This window comes from Liquorilactobacillus aquaticus DSM 21051 (assembly GCF_001436755.1).
Classification (GTDB): domain Bacteria; phylum Bacillota; class Bacilli; order Lactobacillales; family Lactobacillaceae; genus Liquorilactobacillus; species Liquorilactobacillus aquaticus.
This window is the reverse complement of the sequence record NZ_AYZD01000034.1, coordinates 1-12,188: the sequence shown is the minus strand read 5'-3', so window position 1 is coordinate 12,188 and position 12,188 is coordinate 1. Positions and strand designations below refer to the sequence as shown.

Here is a 12,188-nt window from a genome sequence, read left to right as displayed (position 1 = left end):
TGTAATTTTATAACGTTTAGTTTGAACTATCATTGATAATGATTTCAACTAAGTCTCTTGCCTTAGTAATGTCGACATCCTGCTTCGTTAAATTAGTTAATTTTGACAAAGTAAAATCGATTTCTTCATCTGTAACTTTACGGACCTTATTAGAGAGAACCAATTCTTCTTTTTGTTGGTTTTTTTTATAAACGATTCTTGTTCCGCCAAGAGTATAGATTTTTATGAAATGGGTAGAAGACTGTGCTAGTTCTTTTTGAATTTTTCTTGAATAGCTGTTACTAACATCGACTAAGTGCATATAAATTCCTCCTTGTCTTTGTAAGTGCATTATATAATGCGTATAGAATTAAAATATACCCAAAAATGAAAACATGTGTAGTTTCTTAGTTCAATTCCTAATATAAACCTATTAAATAAAAAATGAAACAAGGAATATTCGGATTCGGACAAGTGAGATTTTCTGAGAAAAAATCTTTCTATGATGATTTTAAAAAATAAGGAGACCGAGGCAAAACAATCGTTTTGTCGCAGCCTCCTTATCTAATGGTAACAATATTCACTTTTGTAGTCCTCTCTAAAGCTCAGAACATTTTGCCCTTACTTTGTTTCAGTAGCAGATGATTTGTCTTCGGCTGAGACTACTTCTATATCTTCATCGTTGAGTAGAGTTTTGAAGCTCTTTACATTTGGATGATCAAGATAGTAGTCAGCAATTTTGTCCTCTATCTGTTCCTGAATGACACGACGTAAAGGACGTGCTCCCATTTGGGGATTATAACCTAAATCTACCAATTTATTTTTAACTTCTGGAGTAACCTTGATAGTCAGATTCTGTTGTGCGAGCATACTATTAACGTCATTAAGCATTAATGAAACAATTGAAACAAGATCCTCTTTCGTCAGGGGATTGAATTCGACGATGTCATCAAAACGATTTAAGAATTCAGGCTTAAAGTATTTAGAAAGTTTATCTATTACCGAATGTGTCTTGCCGGATGAAGCAGCACCAAAGCCTACGCTTGCCACTGCATCGCCGCTACCAGCATTTGAGGTCATTATGATAATAGTATCTTTGAAACTGACGGTCCTGCCTTGTGAATCGGTAAGCCTTCCATCATCAAGTATCTGCAGGAACATATGCATCACATCTGGATGAGCTTTCTCAACTTCGTCTAATAAAATCAAACTGTAAGGGTTGCGTCGAACCTTTTCAGTTAACTGTCCAGCTTCTTCGTATCCAACGTAACCTGGAGGGGATCCGATTAATTTAGAAACTGAGTGTTTTTCCATGTACTCACTCATATCGAATCTGATCATCGCATCGGTTGTTCCAAATAATTCTTTCGCTAACTGTTTGGCCGTTTCCGTTTTGCCGACACCAGTTGGTCCGACAAACAAGAATGAGCCAATTGGTCGACCTGATTTATTAAAACCGATTCTATTACGTCTGATAGCGCGGGCAACTTTGCTGACAGCTTCATCCTGTCCAATAACATGTGCTTCAAGTGAAGCAGACAAATCCCGTAACTGTTGTTTTTCTTTATTTTTTAGTTCTCCAACAGGAATTTTTGTCTTTTCTTCGATAATTTTTTCCATATCTTTGTCGCTTACGACTGGGGCATTGCTTTCGTCAACGTTTGAGTCTTTAAGCTTATTGAACCGATTGACTTGATCACGATAATAGGCAGCCTTCTCGTAATCTTCATTCTTTAAAGCTTCCTGTTTTTGTTTCTCCGCATTCGCAATTTTTTCAGCCACTACTTCTGGATCAATGGATTGGATAGTTAGATTCTTTTTAGAGCCGGATTCATCTAATAAGTCAATTGCCTTATCAGGTAGGAACCGGTCTTGAATGTATCGGTTGGAAAGCTTGACAGCCGCATCAATAGCTGCATCAGTATATTTAACGTGATGATAACTCTCATACTTGCCTTGAATACCTTTTAAAATTTTTACTGTTTCTTCAATGCTTGGTTCATTAACTTGAACAGGCTGTAGACGACGTGCCAGCGCAGCATCTTTTTCGATAGCACGATATTCATTTAAGGTCGTTGCTCCGACTAATTGTAATTCGCCACGTGCAAGGGCAGGCTTAAGAACATTTCCGGCATCCATACCACCCTCTGCATTACCAGCACCAACAATTTCATGAATTTCATCTATAAAAAGAATAGTATTCTGTTGTTGTTTCAATTCATCCATTAATTGCTGCATGCGTTGCTCAAATTGACCGCGTATTCCAGTACCTTGAACTAGCGAAACAACATCAAGGCGAACAACTTTTTTATCAAGGAGTTTCTGCGGAACATCACCATCAACGATTTTTTGGGCTAGTCCTTCAACAACAGCAGTTTTCCCGACTCCTGCTTCACCAATTAAAACAGGGTTGTTTTTAGTACGTCTATTCAATATCTCAATAACGCGTGCAATTTCTTTATCACGTCCAATAACTGGATCAATCTGATTGTTTTTTGCCTCAGCAGTTAGATCTAATCCATATTGTGCAATTATTCCACCGTTTCCATTTCCACGGCCCGTGTTACCAGAACTCGGACGTGGGTCTTTAGATGGTTTCTGATATTGTGAGTTAGTGTTTTCGTTATTCATGGTACGGAAAATATCATCTAAACTCCCAAAACCAAATGGATCTGACATCATATTGGAATTGTTTTGTTGTTGATTTCTTTCCTTTATAGTACGATAACAGTTTTGGCAGAGATCAATCGAAGTTTGACGTCCATTAATACTAGTCGATAAATGGATCGTAGCAGGATTTTGATGACAATTTTGACATAACATAGTACTAATCACGACCTTTCATTATCGGATAAAGATCAATTTGACTATCTTTGACCTTTCGAGAATAGTATACATAGTCAGCAAAAAAAGCGCAAGTAGAATGCTTATTTGGTTCAAAGTTGTATTACATCTTTTTTTTAGTTACTATGGACTGGTAAAAAGGTTATTAATGTGAGGAGTTTACCTATGAAAAAAGATTATCAAAAATTGCTAGAGCAACTGATGAACGACCAAATCGAAAGTTTTGAGATAACGCCAGATGAATTTATGAATTTTCAAGAAGTTTTCATGGATTTTCAACATCGAAAAAATGTGGTCGGCAGTGCCCAAAGAGGTGGAAATGTGATATACAAGCGTGAAGACAAGCATACAAAGGAATGATTCAAAAACACTTGTTTTGCAATTTAATTCATGCTAACATTTATCCTAGTGAGAATAATGTCGCATTAAATAATGAAAACGCGTTCTTGAAAGAATGCATTATTTGGCGGGATGATTCTTAATAAACATTCATATAGCAAAGGGGTACGATTTATTATGGAAAAGAAAGAATTTCACATTATTGCAGAAACAGGTATTCATGCACGTCCAGCTACATTATTGGTTCAAGCTGCAAGCAAATATAATGCAGATATTACTTTAACTTATAAGGACAAATCAGTTAATTTGAAATCAATCATGGGAGTTATGTCTCTTGGTGTTGGTCAAAATGCTGATGTAACGATTGCAGCGGATGGTGCCGATGAAGCAGACGCTATCGCAGCAATTGGCGATGCAATGAAAAAGGAAGGACTTGCTGAATAATGACGAAAATGCTAAAGGGGATTGCTGCTAGCGATGGAATAGCCGCTGCGAAAGCTTATATGCTTGTACAACCCGACTTATCATTTTCCGAAGCAAGCATTGATGATCCAGCAGCGGAAATCAAACGTCTTGAAAACGCTGTTGATGCTGCAAAAGACGAGTTAAAGATCATTAAAGAAAAGGCTGCAGCAAACCTTGGTGCCGAGGAGGCAGAAGTTTTTGAAGCTCATTTGACTATCCTCTCAGATCCCGAATTAATGGGAAACATTAACGATAAGATCAAAGATGAAAAAGTAAATGCAGAAAAAGCTTTAAAAGATGTTACAGACACATTCATCGCTATGTTCGAGGGCATGACAGATAATGCTTATATGCAAGAGCGTGCAGGGGATATTCGTGATGTTACGAAGCGAGTATTGAGCCATCTTTTGGGTGTAACACTGCCTAATCCTGCATTGATTGACGAAGAAGTTGTAATAGTTGCGCATGATTTGACTCCATCTGATACGGCACAGCTTGATCGAAAATATGTTAAGGGCTTTATCACGGATATTGGCGGTAGAACTTCGCATTCGGCTATCATGTCAAGAACTTTGGAAATTCCTGCAATTGTTGGATCCGGGTCTGCAACAACAACTATCTCAGAGGGACAAACAGTTATAATTGATGGGATAGAAGGAAATGCATTGGTTGATCCATCAAGTGAGGAATTAAAAAACTACGCTGAAAAAGCAGAAGCCTTTGCTAAACAAAAAGCTGAATGGAAAGAGCTGAAAGATGCTAAGACTGTAACGGCTAATGGTAAGAACTTTATCCTAGGGGCAAACATTGGAACACCGAAAGATGTTGAGGGTGCAAATGATAACGGTGCGGAAGCAGTTGGATTATTCCGTTCTGAGTTCCTCTATATGGATGCAAGCGAATTACCTAGTGAAGATGATCAGTTCGAGGCATACAAGCAAGCTGTTGAAGGTATGAATGGCAAGCAAGTTGTTGTCCGTACGATGGATATCGGGGGCGATAAGGAGTTGCCATATCTTCCATTGCCGGAAGAGATGAACCCCTTCCTTGGTTATCGTGCTATTCGAATCAGCTTAGATCGTCAAGATATTTTTCGCACACAGTTGCGCGCCTTGTTGCGTGCATCTAACTATGGGAAATTGGCGATTATGTTCCCAATGATTGCAACTGTTAAAGAATTTAAAGAAGCAAAAGCTATCTTTGAAGAAGAAAAAGAAAAATTAGTTAAGAAGGGTACTTCTGTTTCTAATGATATCGAAGTTGGTATGATGATGGAAATACCTGCAGCTGCTATGATTGCTGACAAGCTTGCAAAATATTCTGATTTCTTCAGTATTGGGACAAACGACTTGATTCAATACTCAATGGCTGCTGATCGTGGAAATGAAAGAGTGTCTTACTTGTATCAGCCATATAATCCATCAATTTTGAGATTAGTAAAGAACATTATTGATGCTTCGCATAAAGAAGGTAAATGGACTGGTATGTGTGGTGAAATGGCTGGAGATCAAATAGCTGTTCCTATCCTTGCAGGATTAGGATTAGATGAATTTTCAATGAGTGCAACTTCGATTTTGAAGACACGAAGCCTAATGAAGAAAATTGACACAACTAAGATGCAGGAATTAGCTGCAAAAGCAACTAATGATTGTGAAACGACTGAAGAAGTTATTGAATTAGTTAAGCAGTATACGAAGTAAGGATATACTTCTCATATAAAAAAGACTAAGGCAAATTGCTTTAGTCTTTTTTTGTTAACCTGAGGGACTAAGTAATAATTTTGTTAAGATTTGCGGTGTTTTGTTAAGAACAGCATATGAATCGTTGCATAACGGTGTCAGAAACAATATAATTAGTGGTGACTATAAACACTAAGGGGGATGCTCGTGAACATTGGTATTTTTACGGATACATACTATCCACAAGTTAGCGGCGTAGCTACCTCTATCAAAACGTTAAAAGAGCAGCTTGAAAGTCATGGACATAATGTCTATATCTTCACGACTACAGATCCCAAGGTGGATTCTAACCATTATGAACGCAATATTTTTAGATTTAAAAGTATTCCATTCATTTCTTTCACTGATCGGAGAATAGCGGTGAGGGGGCTTTTTCGGGCTTATCAAGTTGCTAAAGAATTAAATTTAGATATTGTTCACACTCAAACTGAATTCTCAATGGGATGGATTGGCAAGTTTGTTGCGAAAAATTTAAAAATACCTTGCCTGCATACTTACCATACGATGTATGAAGACTATTTGCATTATGTAGCTAAGGGAAGATTGTTAAAGCCATATCACGTTAAACAAATGTCGCGATCTTTTTGCTATCATATGACGGGAATCGTAGCACCAAGTGAGCGAGTCTTGAACACACTTGAGAGTTATGGGATAAAAACCCCTATTTCAGTAATACCAACTGGAGTAAACATTGCTAAATTTCAGCATTGTGATACGGCAGACAACTGGCGTGTTAAATATGGAATTTCTATGGAGACACCACTTTTGTTGACAGTGAGTCGATTGGCATATGAAAAGAATATTAATAACCTGATTGCTGCAATGCCAAGGATTATTCAAAGAGTTCCTGATGTTCGTCTGCTAGTTGTAGGAGACGGTCCTGCAAAGGACGAACTGAGTGAGCAAGTTAATCATTTGCAGTTGCATAACAATATTGTTTTCACAGGTGAAGTTGATAATGAGGATGTTCCCCATTATTATCATATGGCAAATTTATTTGTTTCAACGTCTATTTCCGAATCACAAGGACTGACCTATATTGAAGCCTTGGCCTCTGGTTTACAAGTTGTTGCCACACATAGCCCTTACACTGATCAGTTATTAGATGATCCAGCGATCGGCGCTACTTTTTTTGATGAAAATGAACTTGTTGACATTGTCTGTGATTACTTAACAAATAAGAAAAAATTTGACGATAGAAAGAAGCAACAAGCAAAACTGCATGATATTTCGGCGGACAATTTTGGTGATCGTATTTTACAGTTGTATAAGGACTGTCAAACAACTTATGCTAAAGAAAATCAGGCTAGTCATTCTGGAGAAACCAGTTAATTTTTATTTTTGAGGAGTTTTTTTATGTTGAGGATTCACATGTTTTCTTCTGCAACTAAGGTTAAAGGCCAGGGAGTTGGAAGTGCATATACTGAACTTGTCCAATTGTTAAAAAAGCATTTCGCAAGTGATATTGATGTTCAGATTAACAAGTTAAGTGGTTCTGATATCAGCCATTATCATACAGTAGATTTTAAATTTTATCTCTCGACTTTTTTACCAGGGAGAGGAAGAAAAATAGGGTATGTTCATTTTTTGCCGGAAACTTTAAATGGAAGTTTGAAAATACCACAACCTTTTAGATGGTTTTTTTCCCATTATCTTATTGCTTTTTATAAAAGGATGGACCAGCTAGTTGTTGTAAATCCTAGTTTTATCGATGATTTGATGAGTTATGGAATATCTAAAGATAAGATAACGTATATTCCTAACTTTGTTTCAAAAAATAGTTTTTTTGAATTATCCAAAGAAGAGAAAAGAAAACTTCGCAAAAGAGAGGGAATAACTGAAAAAAAATTCGTCGTTATTGGGACTGGCCAAATTCAAGAAAGAAAAGGCGTAGCTGATTTCATTGAATTAGCTCGTCGTTTGCCCAACATTCAATTTATTTGGGTGGGCGGCTTTTCTTTTGGAAAAATTACGGATGGGTATAGTGATTTGAAAAAAGTTGTTGATAATCCACCAGCTAACTTGTTTTTTCCAGGAATTGTAGAACGCAGTAAGATGAATGATTTTTATAATTTAGCTGATGTTTTCTTGCTTCCTTCATTTAATGAATTGTTCCCGATGAGCGTTTTAGAAGCTTTTAGTTGTGGGGTACCAGTGATACTTAGAGAACTAGGGTTGTACAATTCCATTATCAATGGGTATTATTTACCTGCAAGTGATGTTGATGGGATGGAATTGAAGGTTAAGGAATTAGCTGGAAATAGAGAAAAATTGCAAAAATTACATGAAAGAGCGCTTGATGCTTCTGTGAAATATTCGGAAGATCATCTTGCACAAATATGGTACTCCTTTTACAAAAAGCAGACAGAGATGGTGAAGTGATGACAAGAAATAACAAAATTGTACTCGCATTGATGCTTATTTTCGGTACTGCTATCTTTGCTTTTTCTGTTAGGAATGTTTCTTTTGAATCACTTATTGGTGATATTACCAAGCTAAAATGGCAGTGGTTATTGTTAGCTGTGGCAAGCATGATGTTCTCTTTCTTTTTAGAAGCTTTAGTTGTCAGAGTACTTTTAAAAAGAGAAGGTTCACTTTTTCCGATGCGTGATGCGGTCAGAATTCCTTTAATTGAACAGTTGTTCAATGGGATAACACCTTTTTCTTCTGGGGGGCAGCCCGCACAACTATTTGCATTGCTTCAGTCAGGCGTTGATGCTGGGCGCGCAACGTCTGTTTTGTTAATGAAATTTATTGTTTATCAGTCAATGGTTGTTATTAATTTTGTTGTATCATTAGTAATTGGCTTCGAATATGTGTCTGATAAGATTCATGCTTTATCTTTACTTTTTGTTTTTGGTTTTATAGTTCATTTTATAGTGATTGTCAGCCTGCTGCTGATTATGTATTGGTATAACTTTACAAAAAAAGTGGTCAAGTTTTTTTTCAAACCGCTGAAATTTTTCTTCAAGGAAGCACGTTACTTAAAATGGGAACATATTGTGGATGAAAAGATAGATAATTTTTACAGGGAAAGTTTGAGGCTAAAAAGAAGTTGGAAATTGCTTGTTAAAATTAGCCTGTTAACACTTGCTCAGTTGTTTTTTTATTACATTATTCCCTTCTTTATTTTGCTTGCCTTAGGTGTGACAAACGTTAATTTCTTAATGGTTACTACAATGCATGTCTTGATTGTGATGATAATTTCCCTATTTCCAATTCCAGGTGGTTCGGGTGGAGCTGAATACAGCTTTTCAATTATTTTTACAAGTTTTATTTCAAATGCCAGTAAACTTGTTTTAGCAATGCTGTTATGGCGCTTAATTACATATTATTTGGGAATGTTTATGGGAATGATTGCGTTAGTACTCAAACCAAAAAAAATTCAAAATGATGAGAATAAGAAAAATAAAGTTTAAAGTGATTTTTATAGTTATTATGCCATTTAAAACTTGAATTTAGATTTATATAGTGTATGTTATATGTTAGTTTGATAAAATTGGGTATAATAAGAAGAATGGCTAGTAGAGTTTGAAAGTAAAAATGAAAGAGGGTCTCCTTATGGAAAGCTCACAATTAGTTGCAATAATTTCGAGATTGGATGCAATGGTTAAAAATGAAGGTCAAGATGTTCAAACGAGAAGGTTCGAGAAAGATGGCAAGGAAAAAGGGGTTGTTAGCTTTGATCCAGCAACGCAAACATTTGTCTTAGAAGAACTGCCAGATAAGCAAAAATTTGAATTCGATAATATAGATTTAGCTGCGATTGAGGTATATGATTTATTGAATGATTAGAAGATATTCTTAAATAATTTTGAAGATAGATGCAAAAAGTTTTCCATGATATGTATAACAATATATAATAATTAGGAAAAAGGATTTTTAGATAATGGAGGTAGTTAGATGTCGTCAGGCTTGGGGAAAATCAGAAATGCCTTGAACAATAGGATTGTTTTTTTTGTGTTTTTAGTGGTGGTATTTTGGCTAAAAACTTATGTAACTTACCAAACCAAGTTCAACCTCGGCGTAAGTGATGGCATGCAACAAGCTTTGTTAATTCTTAATCCGATACCTGTTGGATTATTATTGTTTGGAGCTGCGCTTTATTTTAGAGGACGAAAATCTTATTGGATCATGATGATAATTGATTTGATTCAATCATTTTGGCTTTTCGCGAACGTGTTATATTACCGTGAATTTTCAGATTTTTTATCTTTAGGAATAATTAAATCGTCTGGTTCAGTTTCTAACAACTTGGGATTAAGTATTATGGAAATTATACATCCTAGTGATTTCTTAATATTTTTTGATGTTGTTGTCATTAGTCTGTTATTAATTTTCAAAATTATCAAGATCGATAATCGGAAAATAAAGTTCAGAACAGCAGGAATGATTTCAATTGCTGCAGTTGCATTGTTTGGAATCAATCTTTCTTTAGCGGAAAAAAATAGACCGCAGTTGTTAACAAGAACTTTCGATAATAATTATATTGTTAAATATTTGGGAATAAATTTTTATGCTGGGTATAATGCTTACCAAACATATAAGGAAAGTTCTACACGTGCTAACGCAAGCAGCAGTGATTTAAAATCAGTCTTGAATTATATGAAAACAAATAGGACTTCACCTAATATTTCTTATTACGGCAAGGCTAAGGGAAAAAATGTGTTTATTTTTCATTTAGAAAGCTTTCAACAGTTCCTTATAAATTATAAGGTTGATGGTAAAGAAGTTACACCAAATATAAATAAGTTTTATAGTGATAGCAGTACGCTGTCTTTTGATAACTTCTTTAATCAAGTTGGACAAGGTAAGACATCTGATGCGGAAACAATGCTTGAAAATTCACTGTTTGGTCTTCCTTCCGGTTCGGTAATGACCTCGTATGGGACTTCTAATACTTTTCAAGCAATGCCGGCAATATTGAGTCAACAAGGATATTCAACAGCTGCAATGCATGGTGATGTAGGAAGTTTTTGGAATCGTGACAATACCTATAAGTCTTGGGGATATCAATATTTCTTTAACGATAATTATTTCAAAGAAAAAACAAATTATAGCGTAGGGTATGGACTAAAGGATAAGATTTTTTTGAAACAGTCTATTCAATATCTTGAACAACTGCCACAGCCTTTTTACGCTAAAATTATCACGGTTACTAACCACTATCCTTATGAGTTAGATAAAATGAATCAAACCATTTCTAAGACCAATACTGGTGATCAAACCGTAGATGGTTATGTTCAAACAGCTCATTATCTGGATCAAGCTTTCGGAGAGTTTATCAATTATCTCAAAAAATCCGGTCTATACAATAATTCAATGATTGTTGCTTATGGGGACCATTATGGTATTTCGAATAATCATAAGAAGGCTATTAGCCAATTGCTTGGCAAAAAGAGTGTTACGAGCTATGATCTTGCGATGTTCCAGAAGGTACCGTTTATGATTCATATGCCTGGATTAAAGGGTGGAGTGAATCATACGTATGGAGGTGAGATTGATGTCATGCCGACATTGTTGGACCTTTTAGGTGTCAAAAACAATGATACTATTCAGCTAGGAAATGATCTTTTAGCATCTAATCGGAATCAAACTGTTGCATTCAGAGATGGTGACTTTGTTTCGCCAACATTCAGTAAGATTGGAAGCAAAGTGTATGATAGCACGGGTAAAGAATTAAATAGTTTGACGAAAGAACAGAAACAAGAAGTAACCAAGCAGCAAGAGCGGACTGATAAGGTGCTGTCTCTATCGGACAAGATAGTTACAGGTGATTTGTTGAGGTTTTATACACCTGCTAATTTCAAAAAAGTTAACAAGGCTGACTATAGTTATAAATATAGCGATGCAATGAAGAAATTAAAAGAGGCTCAAAAGAAGAAAAAGAGTTTAATTGAGCAAAACGGTGGAAAGTCGACGACAGATTTGTTTAGTACAGATGCGCCTGAACTAAAAAACGAAAGCAAGTAAACCCTATAAGCCCTCGAAGGTTTTATTAAGGCACGCGAATACATTTTATGAAGAGATCCAGTTGGAAGAGGTTAAAAACTATTTCTGACTGGGTCTTTTGATTACGTTAAAAAGATACACGCCAGATGCGCTCTAATGCTTTTCTAAAGCTTTCTTTGGCTATTGCTCTGCTAATAATGTCCCTAAAAGTCGTTTTCATTCAATAACGCGGATTTCTAAATGTAAAAACTGTGAAATGTTTTAGTGGAATCATCTGGTGGAAGAGTGAGCAATAGTTGCTTACTATATAGCTAATAGAAAAAATGGTTTTTATTAAGAACTAAATGCACCAATCCCAAGCAAGAATACGATTCTTAGCCAGCATTCAAAAAATGATTCTTGTTCTTAAAATGTGGGTTATCATTTTTTAAACTTGACGCTTCTATTTTGTTTTGTTCTAAGAAAATCAAATATATATTAGTTCCTTTTTACTTAAAAAAAGGAACTAAATTGTATTTATGGAAATTTATCCAATGAAACACGAATGATAAATTGCTAATTTTAATTATTATGTGGATTTGAATAAATAATAAAAAAAGCTTGATAAAAGCCTTGACCACAGCCGTGATACTTGGTATTATATTTATTGTCGTTAAGGCGAAGAAACATAAATTGTTTCTTTCGAATTAACGCGTAAGAATTATTTGCACTTAAGAAATTGAATAAAATTGTTCGAATTTGAATATTTATTCAAAAAAAGATTTGACATTGACTTAAGTACATGTTAAACTTATGAAGTTGTGTTAAACAACTCATGTAGACCTTTGAAAACTGAACAAAGTTTCGACGAATCAAATGTGTAGGGTCTCC

At 35.5% G+C, this 12,188-nt stretch carries 10 protein-coding genes; 8 read left to right on the top strand and 2 right to left on the bottom strand.

The features are described 5' to 3' along the window. Nucleotides 1-16 precede the first annotated feature (16 nt). Nucleotides 17-301, bottom strand: a complete 285-nt coding sequence (locus FC19_RS10495) for a DUF1827 family protein (RefSeq protein WP_057876900.1) — start codon at nucleotides 299-301, stop codon at nucleotides 17-19. 299 nt (nucleotides 302-600) lie between these two features. Then, nucleotides 601-2,802, bottom strand: coding sequence for an ATP-dependent Clp protease ATP-binding subunit (locus FC19_RS10490; protein ID WP_057876899.1), 2,202 nt, complete (start codon nucleotides 2,800-2,802; stop codon nucleotides 601-603). Nucleotides 2,803-2,988: 186 nt separating this feature from the next. Between FC19_RS10490 and FC19_RS10485 the strand changes: the two genes are divergently transcribed. From FC19_RS10485 to FC19_RS10450, 8 genes are all read left to right on the top strand, one after another. Further along, the gene (locus tag FC19_RS10485; protein WP_057876898.1) at nucleotides 2,989-3,183 is read left to right on the top strand and encodes a hypothetical protein; all 195 of its coding nucleotides are present in this window, start codon (nucleotides 2,989-2,991) and stop codon (nucleotides 3,181-3,183) included. A gap of 156 nt (nucleotides 3,184-3,339) precedes the next feature. Then, a complete protein-coding gene (locus FC19_RS10480; RefSeq protein ID WP_034989766.1) occupies nucleotides 3,340-3,606 on the top strand; it encodes a phosphocarrier protein HPr in 267 nt (88 codons plus the stop codon). Then, on the top strand, nucleotides 3,606-5,327 hold the full coding sequence (gene ptsP, locus FC19_RS10475) for a phosphoenolpyruvate--protein phosphotransferase (protein ID WP_057876897.1): 1,722 nt from the start codon (nucleotides 3,606-3,608) through the stop codon (nucleotides 5,325-5,327). The genes FC19_RS10480 and ptsP overlap by 1 nt, the downstream gene beginning before the upstream one ends. A 186-nt stretch (nucleotides 5,328-5,513) precedes the next feature. Continuing rightward, nucleotides 5,514-6,698: a glycosyltransferase family 4 protein gene (locus tag FC19_RS10470; protein ID WP_057876896.1), complete on the top strand. Its 1,185-nt coding sequence runs from the start codon at nucleotides 5,514-5,516 to the stop codon at nucleotides 6,696-6,698. A 24-nt stretch (nucleotides 6,699-6,722) separates the two neighbouring features. Further along, nucleotides 6,723-7,748, top strand: a complete 1,026-nt coding sequence (locus tag FC19_RS10465) for a glycosyltransferase family 4 protein (protein WP_057876895.1) — start codon at nucleotides 6,723-6,725, stop codon at nucleotides 7,746-7,748. Next, nucleotides 7,748-8,785, top strand: a complete 1,038-nt coding sequence (locus FC19_RS10460; RefSeq protein WP_057876894.1) for a lysylphosphatidylglycerol synthase transmembrane domain-containing protein — start codon at nucleotides 7,748-7,750, stop codon at nucleotides 8,783-8,785. Before FC19_RS10465 ends, FC19_RS10460 begins: the two co-directional genes overlap by 1 nt. 142 nt (nucleotides 8,786-8,927) lie before the next feature. Then, a complete protein-coding gene (locus tag FC19_RS10455) occupies nucleotides 8,928-9,161 on the top strand; it encodes a YkuJ family protein (protein ID WP_057876893.1) in 234 nt (77 codons plus the stop codon). Between the two features lie 108 nt (nucleotides 9,162-9,269). Beyond that, entirely contained in the window at nucleotides 9,270-11,339 is a 2,070-nt protein-coding gene (locus FC19_RS10450) for an LTA synthase family protein (RefSeq protein ID WP_057876892.1), read from the top strand. The last annotated feature ends 849 nt before the right edge of the window (nucleotides 11,340-12,188 follow it).